This window comes from Actinoallomurus acanthiterrae (assembly GCF_054775715.1).
Window position 1 is genome coordinate 126,856 of record NZ_BAAHCO010000001.1, and the last position, 16,716, is coordinate 143,571.

Consider the following 16,716-nt stretch of genomic DNA (forward strand, 5'->3'; position numbering starts at 1 on the left):
TTGGTGGAGTCGCCTAGTGGCCGAGGGCGCACGCCTCGAAAGCGTGTGATGGGGCAACTCATCCGTGGGTTCAAATCCCACCTCCACCGCCATGTTCGGTGCCCCCTTCGGGGGGTCACCTTCCCCTCTTCTTGCTTCCATCCGGGGGGACGACCCCCCGGACCCCCCGGTGCGCGGCTTCGCCGCGCCCTCCCGCGCCTCCGCGTGTTCGCGCCCTCCGTGTGTTCGGCGGTTCATTTGCGTTTAGGGCTTTTGGTGACTTTGGCGCGGTGTGATCGGGTTGTGATCATTTGTGGGGAACCGGACTGTCCGTTAGTTGGTCTCACCGTCGGTCGGAACGATCGAAGGGGGGCCGGTGGGTACCGTCCGGGTTCGGTTCGTGGCGTTCGTCGCGCTTTCCCTTGTTCTGTGCGGCGGCTGTAAGAACGGTCGGTCCGACCGGCATTCCTCGGTGAGGCCGTCGGCTGCCGGCACCTCGCCCACGGTGCGGCCCTCCGCTACCCCGGGCCGTTTCGGTGCGGTCATGGTGAGTGCGCGCCGCTTGGCTGGAGGTACGGAGGTGACGTACCGGGTGGCCACGATCAAGCACGTCGTGGACAAGTACACCGAGTACAACAAGGTCATCGTCACTGGTCCGCAGGCGACGCTCGAGTTGAGTCCCGACGTCCGGATCACGCTCATGGTGCCGCTGTACGGGTTGGAGGCCAAACCCACGCGGGTCACCTCGGCCGCTTTCGTCGCGGCACTGGCGAAGAATCGCAGGTTTCTGCCCAGCGTCGGCTTTGAGGTCCGGGTCGGGGCGGACGGTCGGATCACCTCCCTGCAGCAGGTCTACACGCCGTAATCGACCACCTTCCGCGTCCGGCCTCGGCTTGTGATTGCTCCTGTACCTACTGGTATGTACGATCCTTCCCATGGATACCAGGGAGCGGCTGATCGAGAGCACGCGGGAGTTGTTGTGGGAGCGCGGGTACGTGGGGACGAGCCCGAAGGCGATTCAGCAGCGGGCGGGGGCCGGTCAGGGCAGCATGTACCACCACTTCACCGGCAAGCCGGATCTCGCGTTGGCGGCGGTGCGGCGCAGCGCCGAGGAGATGCGGGACAAGGCCGAGCGTGAGCTCTCCGGGCCTGGCACGGCGTACGAGCGGATCGAGACGTACCTGCTCCGCGAGCGGGAGATCCTGCGCGGATGCCCGGTCGGGCGGCTGACCCAGGATCCGGACGTCATCGCGGACGCGGAGCTCCGGCGGCCCCTGGAGGAGACGTTCGACTGGCTGCGGGGACGCCTGGCGGAGGTTCTGGCGGAGGGGCAGGAGCGCGGAGAGCTGCCGGGAGGCCTCGACCCGGTCGCCACGGCGGCGACGATCGTGGCCACGCTGCAGGGCGGCTACGTGCTGGCCCGGGCCGCCCAGTCGGTCGAGCCGTTCGAGCACGCGATCAAGGGTGTGCTGGGCCTGCTCGCCGCCCAGACGACGTCGGCCCCGCGCCCCGCCTGACGAGAGGGAGCACGCGCGTGTACGCGATGCAGTACGAGATCACCTTGCCCGCCGACTACGACATGAAGATCATCCGGGAGCGGGTGGCGACGCGGGGTCGGGCCATGGACGACTTCGGGGGACTGGGACTGAAGGCGTTCCTGATGCGGGAGCGTGGGGTCTCCTCACCGGTGAACCAGTACGCGCCCTTCTACCTCTGGGACTCCGTGGACGGCATGAACCGTTTCCTGTGGGGCGGCGGCGGGTTCCGCGGGATCGTGGAGGACTTCGGGCGGCCGGGGGTGCGGCACTGGACGGGTGCCGGGTTCGAGCGGGGGCCGGCGTACGGTGCGACGCCGCGTGCGGCGACCCGCCGTACGGAGCCGATCGAGGCGGGAGTGGACCCGGCGGGCGTGGTCGAGTCGGCGCTGGAGGAGCTGGGGCGCCGCGCCCGTACGGAAGGCGTGCACGCGACGGCGCTGGCCGTCGACCCCGGGCGGTGGGAGCTCGTGCACTTCACGCTCTGGGCGGATTCGCCCGCGGCGGCGGACGGCGACCGGTACGAGGTGCTGCACCTTTCCGCGCCGCACCTGCACGATCTGGCAAGGGGACGGCAGTGGTGAACCGCGAGGCACGTTTGGATCGGGAGGCCGGGCATCGCCTGCTCGAGGTCCTGCAGGACGAGCGGACCCGGCAGGGCACGTTGCCCTGGTTGGAGGAGCTCGCGCCCGGATTCCCCGACTGGATCGTGACGGCGCTCTTCGGCGGCACGTACCAGCGCGACGGCCTGTCGCTCCGCGACCGGCAGTTGGTGAACCTCGCGGCCCTCACCGCGCTCGGCGGGGTGGACCCGCAGTTGACCGGCCACGTCCGTACGAGTCTGCGGGTGGGGCTGACCGCGGAGGAGATCGTCGAGGTGTTCGTTCACCTGGCGCCCTACATCGGGGTGCCGAAGGCGCTCGCCGGGCTGCGGGTCGCCGCGGCCGTGCTGGAGGACGAGGCGTGAGGGCCGCTCGTACGGTTCTCGGCGACGTCCCGGCGGAGGACCTCGGCGTCTGCGACGCCCACGATCATCTGTTCTTCCGGAGTGCGCGGCTGCCGGGGCAGGAGCTCGACGACGTCCCCGCGGCGACCGATGAGGTGCGGGCGTTCCGCGCGCTGGGCGGCCGTACGGTCGTGCAGTGGACGCCGTACGGGCTGGGCCGGCGCGCGGACGCGCTCGCGGAGGTCTCCCGGGCCGGCGACGTGCACGTGATCGCCGCGACCGGGCTGCACCAGGCGGTGCACTACGAGCCGGAGGTCCTCCGGGAGGTGCGCGGGCGGCTGGACGAGCTGTTCGTCGAGGAGCTGACCGAGGGCGTGCACGGGGGTCCCCGCGCCGGGATGATCAAGGTGGCGGGCGATTTCCACGGGCTGGACGAGCACGCCCGGTCCGTGCTGGCCGCGGCGGCGCGGGCTCATCACGCGACCGGCGCGCCCATCGGGGTACATCACGAGCTCGGGACGGCGTCGCTGGACGTCCTGGATGTTCTGTGCGGCCGGCACGGCGTGCCTCCGGAGCGGGTGATCCTCGGGCACCTGAACCGCTTCCCGGACCCGCGTGTGCACGCGGAGGCGGGCGAGGCCGGCGCCTTCCTGGCCCTCGACGGCCCGTCGAGGGCCAACCACGCGACCGACTGGCGGCTGTTCGACCTGCTCGCCGCGCTCGTCGAGGCGGGGCACGCGGATCGGCTGCTACTGGGCGGTGACACGACGACCGCGGCGGCCCGGGCGTCGACCGGCGGCGGGCCCGGCATACCGTACCTGCTGCGGGTGATGAGGCCGAGGATCGTCCGCGATCTGGGCGAGGACGTCGCCGAAAAGATCTTCGTGGCGAACCCGGCCCGGGCGTTCGCGGTCGACTGGCGGTGCTGACGGCCTATCCGGAAGGTAAAGGAAAGTTGGCCCTCCGGTTGGCTGCATCGCGAACTAACACGTCGCCACGGACGTCATGCTTACTGACCGGAGTCGTCCGGCCGAGCGACGAGCCCACAGGGTGGGGTAGGGAGGATCGTGTTCGGTCCACAGGGCTTCCTTACCTTCAGCGTGCTCGTGATCGGTTTCATGGGCGCGCTGTACTGGCTGGTGAGAACGCGGATGCTGGCGCTGAAGATGGTCGCCGGGGTGGTCGCCTTCGCCCCGGCGATGCTGTTCGGCGTCGCGCTGGTGAACAAGTTCTACGGCTACTACCAGAACTGGGACGACGCCTGGCGCGACCTGACCAACCAGGCGCCGGCGAGCGTCGCGCGCGTGCCCGACCTCGGTGACCGCCTCGACCAGGTGCTGAACGAGGCGGTGAAGAAACGGAATGCGCGTAAGAACGGGTTCGCCCTCGAGACCGTGCTGACCGGTGTGAAGAGCAACATCACCCGCCAGGGCATGATCTACCTGCCGCCCCAGTACTTCCAGCGGCCGTACGCGGCGCAGCGGCTCCCCGTCATCGAGCTCATCCACGGTGCGCCGGGGAACCCGGGCGACTACGAGGGCCGGCTGAAGATCTCCGGGATGTTCCGCAAGCTGATCGCCGCGCACAAGGCCAAGCCGGCGGTGCTCGTCATCCCGGACGTCGGCGGCGGGCCGGACCGCGCCACGCAGTGCCTGAACACGGCCGGCGGCGAGCAGGACGAGACGTACGTGGCCTATGACGTGCCCGACCTCGTCGCCTCGCGGCTGCGCGTGGAGCCGCCCGGTCCCGCCTGGGAGATCGCGGGATTCTCCGAGGGCGGCTACTGCGCGGCCAACCTCGCGCTGCGTCACCCGGACCGGTACGGGATCTCCGCCTCGCTGAGTGGCTACTACGAGCCGTTGCGGCGCAACCGGCTGCCTCAGCCGGTCGACCCGTTCGCGGGCAACAAGGCGCTGCGCGACGCGAACTCCCCGCTGAAGGTGCTGGGGCAGCCGCGCATGAACGGCCGGATGCCGAGATTCTGGGTGATGACCGGCAGCGGCGTCCAGGTCGACCTGGTGCAGGCGCAGGCGTTCGTCGACCTGGTGAAGCGGTTCCAGCCGGACGTGCCGTTCCTGATCGTCAAGGGCGGCCAGCACAACTACGGCGCTTGGCGGGAGGCGTTCCCCAAGATGTTCGAGTGGGCGACGCCACGCCTGTGGAACGCCACTCCCTGCCGACCAGGGCCCGGCCTTACCTGCTGACTAGCGGGCGTATTCGTCCAGGTCGAGCACGCGGGCGTGGAGCACCAGGCGCTGGTGGAGGGCCGCCCGGAGCGCCCGGTGCAGGCCGTCCTCCAGGTACAGCTGGCCGCGCCACTGAACGACGTGCGGGAACAGGTCGCCGTAGAAGGTGGAGTCCTCGGCCAGCAGGGAGTTCAGGTCCAGCCCGGCCTTCGTCGTGATCAACTGGTCGAGGCGGACCTGGCGTGGGGGTACGTTCGCCCAGTCCCGGGAGCTGAGCTGGTGCTCCGGGTAAGGGCGGCCCTCGCCTACTGCCTTGAAGATCACGCCATGCAGTTTAATGCGGGCGCGACCTCATCGGCGCCTCGTCCGCCAGGCCCGGCCACGCGCCCGCCAGTCGTATCGGGTGCCGAACCCGGCGAGGTGAAGCGCGATGAACAGCAGTCCGAGCGTGTCCAGCGTCGGATAGTTGAAGAAGTCCGAGCCCTTGCCGAGCCAGTCCGCGAGAAGGGCGATGGCGAAGCAGACCGCCGCGACCAAGACGAACATTTGTGCCTCCTGAGGTAGATTCGCGTCCCCCGAGACGCCCAAGAGATCTCCCACAGGACGAAGATCAAACCTCGGGTGAGACGGCTCTCGCCTTGTCGCGCAGGGTGGTCTTCTTGGCGCGGTTGCCGCAGGTCCCCATCGAGCACCAGCGCCGGGTGCCCGGCCGTGAACCGTCGAGGAAGAGGGCCCCGCACCGCGGGCCCGCGCACTCGCGGACGCGGGCGATGGCGGCCGAGGTGACGAGGTCCAGGGCGTCCCGTGCGATCAGGGCGAGCGTCGCCGTGACGGGGTCGTCCGCCCGCCATCGGACCCGCCCCGACGCGTCGAGGCTCGGCACCGGCACGGGGGCGGCGGCGGCCCGGTTGAGGCGATCGCGGGCGGCGTCGCCGCAGGACGCCGGCTCTCCGGTACGGACGGCCGCGATGACGAGGGCGTGGACCGCCTCCCGGAGCTCACGGGCGCGGGCGACCTGGTCGGGGCTCGGTACGACGGTCTCGTCGAGCCCGTACGAGCCGCACTGCCGGATCCAGGCGGCCAGAGCCGTGCCGTCGGCCAGTTCCTCCGACTCCGAGGGCGTCCCCCGGTACCGCAGGGTGCGGATGAAGTCCAGGCACAGTCGGCCTGCTCCCTCCCGGAACCGCACGGTGTCGCTCGTCGTCGCCATACCTCACCCTAACTCCGGAACCGGTTTAACTGGTACCGTTCGGAGAACCCGTTAAACCGGTTCTGCTTGTGAGGTGCCGTGTCCCCCCGATCCTCTTCCCCCACCGAGGCGTCACCGTCCACCCGATCCGTGCCCGAATCCGGGCCGCCGGGCTGGCTGGTGCTGCTGCTCGCGGCCTCCTGCGGCCTGACCGTCGCGAACCTGTACTACGCACAGCCGCTCCTGGCCGAGCTCACCCGTTCCTTCGGCATCAGCGGTCTCGCCGCCGGCGGCCTGATCACCGTGACGCAGGTCGGATACGCGGCGGGCATGGTGTTCCTCGTCCCCCTCGGCGACCGCATCGAGAACCGGCGCCTCGTCTCGACCCTGCTCCTGCTGACCTGCGCGGCGCTGCTCGTCTCCGCGACCGCGCCGGTGTTCCCCGTGCTCCTGGCCGCCTCGCTCGTCAGCGGAGCGACCTCCGTCGTCGTGCAGATCCTCGTCCCGTTCGCCGCCGACCTGGCCCCGGACCACACCCGCGGCCGCATCGTCGGCCGCGTGGTGAGCGGCCTGCTCACCGGCATCCTGCTCTCCCGTACGCTGAGCAGCCTCCTGGCCGACCTCGCCGGCTGGCGCGTCATCTACTTCACGTCGGCCGTCCTCATGGCGGTCCTGGCTCTCGTGCTCCGGTCGGCCCTGCCGACCCGCGCCCCCAGCACCGGCCTCTCGTACGGCCGGCTGCTGCGCACGACCGTCCACCTCGTGCGCGTGCACGCGCCGCTGCGGCGGCGGGCGCTCTACCAGGCCGCGATGTTCGCGATGTTCAGCGCCTTCTGGACGACGATCTCCTTCGTCCTCACCGGCCCGCCGTTCCACTACTCCCAGCTCGGCGTCGGACTGTTCGCCCTGGTCGGCGCGGGCGGCGCGCTGATCGCCCCCTGGGCGGGACGCTGGGCCGACCGGGGGCTGACCCGTCCGATGACGGCCGTCGCCTTCGTCGTCGCCGCCCTCTCGTTCGGCGTCGCCGGAGTGGGGCGGCACAGCGTGATCCTGCTCGCCGTCGCGGCGATCCTCATCGACATGGCCGTGCAGACCACCCTCGTGCTCGGCCAGCACACCATCTACGCGTTGGACCCCACCGCCCGCGCGAGGCTGAACAGCGCCTACATCGCGACCCTGTTCCTGGGCGGCGCGGTCGGGTCACAGCTCGGATCGGTCGCCTACCACGAGGGCGGCTGGACCACGCTGGCCGGCTTCGGCGCCGCCCTGCCCGTCCTGGCCCTTCTCGCGTGGTGCACCGAACGCCGCGTCAAAGAGACAGCGCCCGCAGGGTGAGGACGACGGCGGCGACGATCAGCATCACCAGAGCGTTGGGCAGGCCCTTGAAGTCGCTCTTGCGCAGGTGGGCGCCCACGGCGCCGATGAAGTAGAGGACGACGCCGATCGCGGCGGCGACCCCCAGCGGGCCGTACCACAGCCCGATGACCAGGCCCGCCGCGCCGGCGATCTCGCAGGCGGCCAGGAACGGGAACATGCCGAGCGGCACGCCGATGGAGGTCATGCCCTCGACGATCATCTTTTGGCGGGTCAGCTTGGCGAACGCGGAGAACAGCAGCGCGACCGCCAGTAGCAGGCCGACGATGGCATAAGCGACGAACATTGCGGGGCTCCCGATGATTGGAACACGTGGAGCATGGAGATTAGCAGATCATTGAAGACTTTCAATGATCTAACTCTGCCGACTATCTGCGGCTTGTATCATCGAGGAGTGATCTCGCACCGTCCCGGCCTCGCCCTCGCCTACGCAGGGCAGATCGCCAACGGTCGGATCAAGAAGGCCCTGGCGGCGCACGGTCTCAAGCCCGCCCACTCCCACGTCCTGATGCTCCTCACCGAGAAGGGCGCCATGGGGCAGCAGGCCCTCGTGGAGGAGCTCCGGGTCGACCCGAGCGTGCTGGTGGCCATCCTCAACGACCTGGAGGGCGCCGGCCTGGCCGAGCGCCGTCGCGACCCGGCCGACCGTCGCCGGCACATCGTCGAGATCCGCGACCGCGGCAAGGAGCTGCTCGAAGAGGTCGACCGCGCCGTCGCGGCCGTCGAAGCGGCGCTCTTCGCCGACCTGGCCCCCGACGAGCTCACCGCCCTGCAGCACATCCTCGAACGCGTCCGGCCCGGCGCCGACGACGGAAGCTGCGCCGAAGACACCTGACGCGCTCGACCGGCGGACCGCCGCCTGCGCGCACCGGCACATCGAATGGTCTATGGCCCGTCGGCCGTTCCAGGGTGGGCTCGGTGTGCCGTCTCTCCGCCGCCCCGACCTGTGAGCGCGGCCAAGGCCGCGGCGATCGCCGGTTGGCGTTCGGTGCCCGCGCGTACCAGCGCCTCGATGGTCCGTCCCCGGCCGGGGAGTGGCAGCACCGCGATGCCTGCCGGCGGGCCGGTGCACAGGAGGTTCGGCAGGATCGTCACGGCGAGCCCGGTCGCCACCAGGGACAGGGCCGCTCGCAGGTCGCTGTAACGGTGGTCGATCCGCGGCGTGAAGCCCGCGTTGCGGCAGGCGTGCAGCAGGACCTCGTCGCAGGCGCTGGACGCGGGCGCCGAGATCCACGATCGGTCGCGCAGGGGCCGGAGTCCGTCCTCCTCCACCGCCTGCCGCAGGTCTTCGGGTACGGCGACCATGAGGGGGTCGTCGAACAGCGCGACCGTGGTGATCCCGTTCCGTGGCGGCGAACCGAGCAGGTGGTAGTGGTAGGCCACCACGAGGTCGAGACCGTGCTGCTTCAGCCGCGGAATGGAATCCTCCGGCTCGGACTCGACGATCCGTGGACGGAGCCGAGGGTGGCGAACGGCCAGCTCGGCGACGAGCGGCGCCGCCACGGTGGGCAGAGTGCTGGGGACGCAGCCGATGTCCAGCTCGCCGCCGGCCTCGGCGTCCAAGGCGCGGACGGCGCCCTCGGCGCGCTCCAGCGCGGCGAGCACGCGCTCGGACTCCGCCGCGAGGGCCGCCCCGGCCGCGGTGAGTCGCAGAACGCGTCCCTCCCGGCGGATCAGCGCCGCGCCGGCCTCCGCCTCTAGGACCCGCAGCTGCTGGGAGACCGCCGAGGGGGTCACGCCGTGGAGCTCCGCGACGGCCGTCACCCTGCCGTGCTCGGCGAGGTCGCGCAACATGACCAGGCGTTTCACCTCGAGCATGAGTTGAGCTTAACAAGTGCTGTAGATGAAGTAGCTGGACTTCATAATGTCGACCGGGCCATTCTTCCCGCTATGAAGATCCTCCTGATCGGAGCGAACGGCACCCTCGGACGAGCCGTCCACGCGGTCCTCCTCCAGCGCGGCCACGAGGTGGTCACCGCCTCCCGCAAGGACAGTGACCAGTACGTCGACATCGCCGACCCCGCCTCCATCGGCGCTCTGTACGAGCGGGTCGGGTCGATCGACGCGGTCGCGTGCGCGGCGGGCCCCGTCCCCTGGCGGCCCCTTGCCGAACTCGACCTGCGAGACATCCGGAACGGGCTGGAGGGTAAGGCCATCAGCCAGGTGGAGCTGGTCCGCCAGGGTCTCCGTCATGTCACCGAGGACGGTTCGTACACGCTCGTTACCGGCATCCTGGCCCGCGAGCCGATCCGTACCGGCGCGGTCGCCTCACTGGCCAACGGCGCGGTGGAGGCGTTCGTGCGCGCCGCCGCGATCGAGCTTCCCAACCGGCAGCGCATCAACGCAGTGAGCCCGACGGTCTTCGAAGAGTCCCTCCCGGAGTACGAGGCGGTGTTCGCCGGCTTCGAAGCCGTGCCCGTGAGCCGGGCCGCCACCGCGTACATCCGTTCCATCGAAGGCCACCAGACCGGGCAGGTCTATCGAGTGGAATGAGCGGGCCGCGTCCGCCGGAGTCCCACGCGGACGCGGCTGCGCGTCCGGCCCGGCGCCGACGACGGAAGCTGCGCCGAAGACCAGTGACGGGCTCGAATCTCCGCTCGGAACGATCGACGGCGAGGTTTCCGGCCCTGAACGCGCGTGTGCCCCCGAACCGTGAGGTCCGGGGTCACATTCGCTCATCGCATCAGGTTGAGAAGGAGCAGGTTCGCTTGATCGAGCTCGCCTGCTTGTCGCCCACGCCCGACTTGTAGGGACTCTTGCCGAGGTCGGGGACGTTCCAATAGCCCTTCCCCGGTCGGTCCTTCGCCCTCTTCCAGGTGCTGCGCTTTCCCTTGTATCCGCCGTCCCGGTAGAGGGTCACCGTGCAGGCCTTGTCGATGCTGACCGACCTGATGTGGTCATTCAAGGAGGTGTGGGTTCCCGGCCAGTAGTACTTCCTGCCGTACTTATCCTTGACCAGGTTTGATATCGACCCCGTGATGCAGGCCTGTTTGCCGGTGTAGTTCTTCCCCGAGAACACCAGGACATAGCAGTCTGCTGCGTGCGCCTTAGGCGCGGGGGCGGCGTGAGCGACACCGCTCAGTGCCGCGGTGAGCACAACGCTCGTCCCCAGCATGGCGCCAACGCGTGCGATTCGAGACATGCGAGGTCTCTCTCCTTTCCATGAACGACGAGAACGGAGGACCATCCGAGCCGAACGATCCCGGCCGCCCTCTGCTGCCGCCGCACATGCGAAATACGGTGCGGAGCGGCCGCTACAACCGGTGATCTTGGCGTTGATTCGCCTATCGCAACAGATCCGGGAGACCTGATTCCCGGCTGCTCGTTCAGGGACCTGCGCCCTAACTTCCGGCCATCGGCGTGCATCAACACGTCGGGTGATCTATAGTCCGGCCCCTTGGGGTAGGGGCCGTGTCCTCGGACGCCTGGACCTCAGGAATGATTGATGACTACTTTGCCGAAGCCACCGCCGCCCTCGACGTAGGCGAAGGCGTCGTGGACCTTCTCGAACGGGAAGACCCGGTCGATCACGGGGCGCAGCCGATGCGTCGTGACGGCGCGGTTCAGTTCGAGGAAGTGGGCCCGGCTCCCGGTGGCGACGCGGTGGAGCACCGCGCCCGCGCCGAAGAGAAGCCCGGGATCGATCGGCTTCGCGCCCTCCCGGCCGGACAGCCAGTGGCCGACGAAGGCCACCGCGCCGCTCGGCGCGACGGACCTCAACGACTGCTCCAGTGGGCCCGTCGGGTCGACGACGCGGTCGGCGCCCACGCCACCGGTCAGGTCGCGTACCCGGTCGGACCACTCCGGGTTCTCCCGGTAGTCGATCACCTCGTCGGCGCCCAGCTCCCGCAGCCGCGCGGCCTTGGCCGCGCTGGACGTCGTCACGATCACCCGGGCGCCCGCCAGCTTGGCGAACCGCAGGACGAACAGCGACACCGCCCCGGACCCCAGCGTCAGCACAGTCTCGCCGGGACGCGGTGCGCCGCCGCTGGTCAGGGCGTTCCACGCGGTCACCGCCGCCAGCGGGAACGCCGCGGCCTCCTCGTACGACAGGTGCTCCGGGATGGGTACGACGCCGTCCTCGCTCAGCACCGCGTACTCGGTGAGCACGCCGTCGATCATCGTGCCGAGCTGCGCGGCGTTGTCCCGCCGGAACGGGCCGTCGAGCCAGTGCGGGAAGACGGTGGCCGCCACCCGGTCGCCCGGCTTGACCCGGCCGACGTCCGCCCCGACCGACACGACCTCTCCGGCCCCCTCGCACCCGGGCACCACGCCCGGTCTGATCGGCAGGGGATAGTTGCCGGCGAGCACCATCAGGTCGCGGAAGCCGAGGGCGTTCGCGCGCATCCTGACCACCACCTGCCCCCGTCCGGGCTCGGGCTCGGCGTGCTCCTGGACCGTCAGACCGGCGAGTCCCCGGCCCGGGTCAAGGTGATAGCTCTTCATCGAACGGCCTTTCAGCGTCTCGGCAGGCCCACGGCGGGCCGCCGGACGTGATCCTCCGGAGGGCACCTGACGTCCGGCAATTCCCCCGGGGGAATCGCCGGCCTCCCGAACGCCCGATAGAACTGCGTTTGTGACGATTACGACGGAGCGGATCGGCGTCGGCGCGGAGCTGCGGCGCTGGCGCCGGGCTCGACGGCTCAGCCAGCTCGAGCTCGCCATCCTGACCGGCACGACCCAGCGGCATCTGAGCTTCATCGAGAGCGGCCGTTCCCAGCCCGGCCGCGCGATCGTGATCCGGCTGGCCGAGTCGCTCGGCCTGTCGCTGCGGGAGCGCAACGACCTGCTGACCACGGCCGGCTACGCGCCGGTGTTCAGCGAGTCGGGCCTGGACGAGGAGGCGCTGCGCCCGATCCGGACCGCGCTGGAGCAGATCCTGTACGGCCATCTGCCGTATCCGGCGCTCGTCATCGCCCCGTACGGCCGGGTGGTGGCCGTCAACGACGCCGTCGAGGTGTTCACCGAGGGCGCGTCTCCCGCGCTGCTCGAGCCTCCGGTCAACATGCTGCGGCTCATGCTCCACCCGGACGGCATGGGGCGAAGGGTGCACAACCTGGGCGAGTGGGGCCTGCACGTCATCGAGAACCTCCGCGCCCGGGCACGCCGCAGCCCGGACCCCCGCCTCGACGACCTCGTCGACGAACTGGCCGGATACGTACCCGAGGTCCCGGTCGGCCCCGAGCACCTGGGTTTCTCCGTGCCGATGCGGCTGGCGTCGGCGGACGGCGAACTCCGGCTGATCACGACCCTGACGTCATTCGCCACCGCGACCGACATCACCCTCGCCGAGCTTCACCTGGAGGCCTTCCTGCCCGCCGACCAGGCCACCGCCGAGCTCCTGAGGCGCCGGGCCGACCGCCACCAGTAGCATTCCGGCGTGCGGACTCTGGTCCTCTGGGACATCGACCACACGCTGGTCAGCATCGCCGGACTCAGCGCGGAGATCTACGCGGCGGTGTTCCAGGAGATCACCGGCCGCCCTCTCGAACGCCTCGCGCACATGGCCGGGCGGACCGACCGCGCGATCATCACCGAGATGCTGGGCCTGCATTCCCTCACGTCCACCGAGGACGTGATGATCGCCTTCGGCGACGCGTTGGCGGCTGCCTTCGCCGACCGCGCCGATGACCTCCGGAAGCGTGGCCGGATCCTGCCGGGCGTCGAAGAGGCACTGTCGGCACTGGCGGCCCGGCCCGAGGTCGTGCAGTCCGTCCTCACCGGCAACATGGATTCGATCGCGTCCGCCAAGCTGACCGCCTTCGGCCTGCACCGCTTCGTCGACCTGGACATCGGCGCCTTCGGGTTCGACGGCGTGGAACGCCCACCGCTCGTCGGGCTGGCCCGCGAACGCGCGGCCGAGAAGTACGGCGGCTCGTTCGATCCCGCGCACACCGTCCTGATCGGTGACACGCCGCACGACGTCCTGGCCGGTCACCGGGGTGGCGCCCGGGTCGTCGCCGTGGCGACCGGCGCGAGCGACGAGGCCGCCCTCAGGGCGGCCGGCGCGGAGCTCGTCCTCGCCGACCTCTCCGACACCGACGACGTCGTCCGGTCGGTCCTCGGCGTCAGCGCCCCCTGAACGGGCCGCGGCTGGTGCCCCGGGCAGCTGGGAGCTCCGTTCAGCGGGGCATGAGCCTGAGGGTCGTCGCGCGCGCGTCGGGGGCGACCATCGGGTCGACGTAGGTCGCGCTGTAGTGGCCGTACTTGGTGCGGTACGCGGCGTCGATCCGGTCGTTGACGCCGGGCTCGGCTTCCTCGACGAAGGCGACGTCCTTGTCGACGCCGCCGGCGCGAATGCGGCCTTCCCCGTTCGCCCGCGCGGCCCGGAACCACGCGCCGCCGCGGCCCCGATAGGAACGGACGTACAGGTCGTCGCCGTCGCGGACGACCCAGATCGGCACCGGGGTGCGCGGCGTGCCGTTGCCTCGGAGCGGCGCGATCCGCAGTTCGTCCGCCGTCGCGATCCTGTCGAGTTCATCGCTCGTCCACGTCGTCATCTGTCTACCTCCCTGGTGTAGGTACGGGTTTCGAACCGGCTGAGCGGGGGCGGCTGCGTCAGGGGCGCAGCAGTGCCTTGACGGCGCGGCGTTCGTCCATGGCGCGATAGGCCTCGGCGACCCGCTCGAGCGGCAGGGTCAGGTCGAAGACCTTGCCGGGGTCGATCCGGCCGGCCCAGACCCGGTCGATCAGGTCGGGCAGGTAGCCGCGTACGGGCGCGGGGCCGCCGCGCAGCCCGACGTGGGAGAAGAACAGCTCCTCGCCGTCGACGGTCACGCCGTGCGGAACGCCGACGAAGCCGACGTTACCGCCGGGGCGGGTCGAGTGCAGGGCCTGCCGCATCGCCTCGCCGGTGCCGACGCACTCCAGGACCGAGTCGGCGCCGACGCCGTCGGTCAGGTCCTTGACGCGGGCCACGCCCTCGTCGCCGCGCTCGGTGACGATGTCGGTGGCGCCGAACTCGAGGGCGAGCTTCTGCCGGGACTCGTGGCGGCTCATCGCGATGACGCGCTCGGCCCCGAGTTCCTTGGCCGCGATCACCCCGCACAGGCCGACGGCGCCGTCGCCGACGACGGCGACGGTGGAGCCCGGCCTGACCTCGGCCGCCACGGCGGCGTACCAGCCTGTGCCCATGACGTCCGACAGGGCGAGCAGGCTGGGCACGAGCTCGTCGGCGGGCCGGTCGGGCGTGGCCACCAAAGTGCCGTCGGCCAGCGGGACACGGATCGCCTCGGCCTGGCAGGTGCTCATGAACTCACGGTGCACGCAGGAGGACTGGTACCCGTTGCGGCAGTTGGGACAGGTGTTGTCCGAGGTGGCGAACGAGCCGATGACGAACTGGCCCGGCCTGACCGCGGTCACCTCGCCGCCGACCTCCTCGACCACGCCGACGTACTCGTGGCCCATCGGGTGCGGCTCGGTGACGGGTTCGATGCCCCGGTACGCCCACAGGTCCGACCCGCATACGCAGGTGGCGACGGTACGGATGATCGCGTCGGTGGGGTTGATGATCTTCGGGTCGTCGCGCTGTTCGAAGCGCACGTCCCCGGGAGCGTGAATGACGGCTCCGCGCATGATGATGTCCTTGTTCTCTGTCGTACGAGCGGGGCTGAGCCCGCCCGGTCGGTGGGTCAGCGGCGCGTGCTGACGCGCGGGCCCTGGTACTCGGCGTCGGTGACGTGCTCGAGCCAGGAGACGTCGTCGCCCTCCCACAGCGCGAGGTGGCTCATGAACCGGTCCGGGGCGGCCCCGTGCCAGTGCTCTTCGCCCGCCGGGGTGTGGACGACGTCGCCCGGGTGAGCCTCGATGAGCTCCCCGCCACGGGACTGGATCAGCGCGACGCCCTCGACGATGTAGAGGGTCTGGCCCAGCCCGTGCGAGTGCCAGGCGGTACGGGCCCCGGGCGTGAACCTGACCAGGTTCGCCCGGGCCCGGGAGGGCTCGTCGCCCCGGTAGATCGCGTTGAACCAGACGTCACCGGTGAACCAGTCGGCCGGTCCCTTGGCGGTCGGCGGCTGCGTCAGTAGTTCCATCACGTTCTCCTTGATCAGCGTTTGCACCACCCGTGAGCTGGCACTACCCATGAAACAGCCGGTGCTCTGGGCGTAGAAGGCTCTGTCGTTCCAGGTAATGACAGAACACCCCAAAGCTCGCGAGGCGTACGTAACCTGGGGCGGTGGACCGAAGGAACGACGTTCGGGAGTTCCTGGCCTCCCGGCGAGCCAGGATCACGCCGCAGCAGGCGGGACTGCCCGCGTACGGCGGCAAGCGGCGCGTTCCCGGGCTCCGGCGGGAGGAGGTCGCCATGCTCGCCGGGGTCAGCGTCGACTACTACAACCGTCTCGAGCGGGGGAACCTCGGCGGGGTCTCCGAGAGCGTGCTCGAAGCACTCGTCGGCGCGTTGCGGCTTGACGAGGCCGAGCGCGAGCATCTGTTCGACCTGGCCCGTGCGGCGAACTCCTCGCCGCGGCGCCGCCGTTCCCCGCAGCAGCGGATCCGGCCGGGCGTCCAGCATCTCCTCGACTCGATGACCGACGCACCGGCGTTCGTGCGCAACGGGCGTCTGGACGTCCTCGCCGCCAACCGGCTCGGCCGCGCGCTGTACTCACCGGTCTTCGACGACCCGGCGCGACCCGTCAACCTCGCCCGGTTCCGGTTCCTCAACCCCCGCGCGGCCGACTTCTACCCCGACTGGGAGGACTCGGCCAACACCACCGTGGCCCTGCTGCGCACGGAGGCCGGCCGCGACCCGTACGACCGGGCTCTGCAGGACCTCATCGGCGAGCTCGCCACGAGAAGCGAGGACTTCCGCACCCTGTGGGCCGCGCACGATGTCCGCCTGCACCACACCGGCGTCAAGAAGTTCCACCACCCCGTCGTCGGCGACCTCGACCTCCCCTTCGAGGCGATGCCGCTGCCCGCGGACCCCGGCCTGACGCTCACCGCGTTCAGCGCCGAACCCGGCACTCCGGCCCAGGACGCGCTCAACCTCCTCGCCAGCTGGGCGGTGAGCATCGAGACGGAGGAGGTCGGATCTGCCGAAGGCTCCGGCGCGTAGGGCCGGCCGTTCCGATGGGATCCACGGCCGCCGGGCACGCGGTGGTCGTCGGAAGGTGACCCGCTGCGGGCGGATCGCCCGGTCCATTACCAGGGCACTTTGCCAATCATTTACTCTTGTGCTGTGACCTGCCCCAAGTGCCACAGCCCGATGCAGACGTTCAACCGACAAAACATCCACATCGAGCAGTGCGCCGGCTGCGGCGGCATCTTCCTCGACCGTGGTGAGCTCGAGCAGATCGTGATGGCGGAGCAACGGCACTACGCCGCGCCGCCGCCCTACCCGGGCGGCTACTCCGACTCCCCGCCTCCGTACCAGGGGCACCGTGACTCTCCGCCCCCGTACCACCCGGGCCACGCCCCCCAGCACGGGCGCTACAAGGATTCACCCCCGCCGTACGGACGGAAGGGTCGCAAACGGGGCTTCCTTGAGGATCTCTTCGACTGACC

At 70.4% G+C, this 16,716-nt stretch carries 23 protein-coding genes and 1 tRNA gene; 14 read left to right on the forward strand and 10 right to left on the reverse strand.

Annotated features, from left to right (window positions below; translation table 11 throughout):
* Positions 1-2 precede the first annotated feature (2 nt).
* From ACYVF7_RS00625 to ACYVF7_RS00655, 7 genes are all read left to right on the forward strand, one after another.
* A tRNA-Ser gene (locus ACYVF7_RS00625) sits at positions 3-92 on the forward strand.
* Positions 93-559: 467 nt separating this feature from the next.
* The gene (locus tag ACYVF7_RS00630; RefSeq protein WP_460333160.1) at positions 560-844 is read left to right on the forward strand and encodes a hypothetical protein; all 285 of its coding nucleotides are present in this window, start codon (positions 560-562) and stop codon (positions 842-844) included.
* 70 nt (positions 845-914) lie between these two features.
* The gene (locus tag ACYVF7_RS00635; protein WP_460333163.1) at positions 915-1,496 is read left to right on the forward strand and encodes a TetR/AcrR family transcriptional regulator; all 582 of its coding nucleotides are present in this window, start codon (positions 915-917) and stop codon (positions 1,494-1,496) included.
* Positions 1,497-1,522: 26 nt separating this feature from the next.
* Complete coding sequence (locus tag ACYVF7_RS00640; protein ID WP_460357731.1) at positions 1,523-2,098, forward strand: DUF4865 family protein; 576 nt, start codon at positions 1,523-1,525, stop codon at positions 2,096-2,098.
* Positions 2,092-2,481 carry a carboxymuconolactone decarboxylase family protein gene (locus ACYVF7_RS00645; protein WP_460333166.1) on the forward strand — a complete coding sequence of 130 codons (390 nt, stop codon included), beginning with the start codon at positions 2,092-2,094 and terminating at the stop codon, positions 2,479-2,481. The genes ACYVF7_RS00640 and ACYVF7_RS00645 overlap by 7 nt, the downstream gene beginning before the upstream one ends.
* Entirely contained in the window at positions 2,478-3,389 is a 912-nt protein-coding gene (locus ACYVF7_RS00650) for a phosphotriesterase family protein (protein ID WP_460333169.1), read from the forward strand. Before ACYVF7_RS00645 ends, ACYVF7_RS00650 begins: the two co-directional genes overlap by 4 nt.
* Before the next feature lie 138 nt (positions 3,390-3,527).
* Positions 3,528-4,664, forward strand: a complete 1,137-nt coding sequence (locus ACYVF7_RS00655) for an alpha/beta hydrolase (RefSeq protein WP_460333172.1) — start codon at positions 3,528-3,530, stop codon at positions 4,662-4,664.
* Here the strand turns inward: ACYVF7_RS00655 and ACYVF7_RS00660 are convergent, their stop codons facing one another.
* The 3 genes from ACYVF7_RS00660 to ACYVF7_RS00670 form a co-directional block, all read right to left on the reverse strand.
* Positions 4,665-4,970: a type II toxin-antitoxin system VapB family antitoxin gene (locus tag ACYVF7_RS00660; protein WP_460333175.1), complete on the reverse strand. Its 306-nt coding sequence runs from the start codon at positions 4,968-4,970 to the stop codon at positions 4,665-4,667.
* A gap of 27 nt (positions 4,971-4,997) precedes the next feature.
* Entirely contained in the window at positions 4,998-5,192 is a 195-nt protein-coding gene (locus ACYVF7_RS00665) for a hypothetical protein (RefSeq protein ID WP_460333177.1), read from the reverse strand.
* A 64-nt stretch (positions 5,193-5,256) separates the two neighbouring features.
* On the reverse strand, positions 5,257-5,856 hold the full coding sequence (locus ACYVF7_RS00670; RefSeq protein WP_460333180.1) for a CGNR zinc finger domain-containing protein: 600 nt from the start codon (positions 5,854-5,856) through the stop codon (positions 5,257-5,259).
* Positions 5,857-5,985: 129 nt separating this feature from the next.
* On the opposite strand from ACYVF7_RS00670, the gene ACYVF7_RS00675 reads away from it, so the two are divergent.
* Complete coding sequence (locus ACYVF7_RS00675; RefSeq protein ID WP_460333183.1) at positions 5,986-7,170, forward strand: MFS transporter; 1,185 nt, start codon at positions 5,986-5,988, stop codon at positions 7,168-7,170.
* On the opposite strand, the gene ACYVF7_RS00680 is transcribed toward ACYVF7_RS00675, so the two are convergent.
* The gene (locus tag ACYVF7_RS00680) at positions 7,145-7,495 is read right to left on the reverse strand and encodes a DoxX family protein (protein WP_460333186.1); all 351 of its coding nucleotides are present in this window, start codon (positions 7,493-7,495) and stop codon (positions 7,145-7,147) included. The two genes, ACYVF7_RS00675 and ACYVF7_RS00680, sit on opposite strands and share 26 nt — an antisense overlap.
* Before the next feature lie 108 nt (positions 7,496-7,603).
* On the opposite strand from ACYVF7_RS00680, the gene ACYVF7_RS00685 reads away from it, so the two are divergent.
* Complete coding sequence (locus tag ACYVF7_RS00685; RefSeq protein ID WP_460333189.1) at positions 7,604-8,044, forward strand: MarR family winged helix-turn-helix transcriptional regulator; 441 nt, start codon at positions 7,604-7,606, stop codon at positions 8,042-8,044.
* A gap of 50 nt (positions 8,045-8,094) precedes the next feature.
* On the opposite strand, the gene ACYVF7_RS00690 is transcribed toward ACYVF7_RS00685, so the two are convergent.
* Complete coding sequence (locus ACYVF7_RS00690) at positions 8,095-9,027, reverse strand: LysR family transcriptional regulator (protein ID WP_460333192.1); 933 nt, start codon at positions 9,025-9,027, stop codon at positions 8,095-8,097.
* 72 nt (positions 9,028-9,099) lie between these two features.
* On the opposite strand from ACYVF7_RS00690, the gene ACYVF7_RS00695 reads away from it, so the two are divergent.
* Positions 9,100-9,702 (forward strand): short chain dehydrogenase, encoded by a 603-nt coding sequence (locus ACYVF7_RS00695; RefSeq protein ID WP_460333195.1) that lies wholly within the window; start codon positions 9,100-9,102, stop codon positions 9,700-9,702.
* A 190-nt stretch (positions 9,703-9,892) separates the two neighbouring features.
* Here the strand turns inward: ACYVF7_RS00695 and ACYVF7_RS00700 are convergent, their stop codons facing one another.
* Positions 9,893-10,351: a peptidase inhibitor family I36 protein gene (locus ACYVF7_RS00700; protein ID WP_460333198.1), complete on the reverse strand. Its 459-nt coding sequence runs from the start codon at positions 10,349-10,351 to the stop codon at positions 9,893-9,895.
* 290 nt (positions 10,352-10,641) lie between these two features.
* On the reverse strand, positions 10,642-11,655 hold the full coding sequence (locus ACYVF7_RS00705; protein WP_460333200.1) for a zinc-dependent alcohol dehydrogenase family protein: 1,014 nt from the start codon (positions 11,653-11,655) through the stop codon (positions 10,642-10,644).
* 130 nt (positions 11,656-11,785) lie between these two features.
* Between ACYVF7_RS00705 and ACYVF7_RS00710 the strand changes: the two genes are divergently transcribed.
* Both ACYVF7_RS00710 and ACYVF7_RS00715 read left to right on the forward strand, forming a co-directional pair.
* Entirely contained in the window at positions 11,786-12,580 is a 795-nt protein-coding gene (locus ACYVF7_RS00710; protein ID WP_460333203.1) for an MmyB family transcriptional regulator, read from the forward strand.
* Positions 12,581-12,589: 9 nt separating this feature from the next.
* Positions 12,590-13,291, forward strand: a complete 702-nt coding sequence (locus ACYVF7_RS00715; RefSeq protein WP_460333206.1) for an HAD family hydrolase — start codon at positions 12,590-12,592, stop codon at positions 13,289-13,291.
* Positions 13,292-13,331: 40 nt separating this feature from the next.
* On the opposite strand, the gene ACYVF7_RS00720 is transcribed toward ACYVF7_RS00715, so the two are convergent.
* Genes ACYVF7_RS00720 through ACYVF7_RS00730 form a run of 3 tightly spaced genes read right to left on the reverse strand, consistent with a single transcriptional unit; the run spans position 13,332 to position 15,242 of the window.
* Positions 13,332-13,709 (reverse strand): DUF2255 family protein, encoded by a 378-nt coding sequence (locus ACYVF7_RS00720; RefSeq protein ID WP_460333209.1) that lies wholly within the window; start codon positions 13,707-13,709, stop codon positions 13,332-13,334.
* 58 nt (positions 13,710-13,767) lie between these two features.
* Positions 13,768-14,784, reverse strand: coding sequence for a zinc-dependent alcohol dehydrogenase family protein (locus ACYVF7_RS00725; RefSeq protein WP_460333212.1), 1,017 nt, complete (start codon positions 14,782-14,784; stop codon positions 13,768-13,770).
* 56 nt (positions 14,785-14,840) lie between these two features.
* On the reverse strand, positions 14,841-15,242 hold the full coding sequence (locus tag ACYVF7_RS00730) for a (R)-mandelonitrile lyase (RefSeq protein ID WP_460333215.1): 402 nt from the start codon (positions 15,240-15,242) through the stop codon (positions 14,841-14,843).
* Positions 15,243-15,385: 143 nt separating this feature from the next.
* On the opposite strand from ACYVF7_RS00730, the gene ACYVF7_RS00735 reads away from it, so the two are divergent.
* Positions 15,386-16,267, forward strand: a complete 882-nt coding sequence (locus ACYVF7_RS00735; protein WP_460333218.1) for a helix-turn-helix transcriptional regulator — start codon at positions 15,386-15,388, stop codon at positions 16,265-16,267.
* A 123-nt stretch (positions 16,268-16,390) separates the two neighbouring features.
* The gene (locus tag ACYVF7_RS00740; RefSeq protein WP_460333221.1) at positions 16,391-16,714 is read left to right on the forward strand and encodes a TFIIB-type zinc ribbon-containing protein; all 324 of its coding nucleotides are present in this window, start codon (positions 16,391-16,393) and stop codon (positions 16,712-16,714) included.
* The last annotated feature ends 2 nt before the right edge of the window (positions 16,715-16,716 follow it).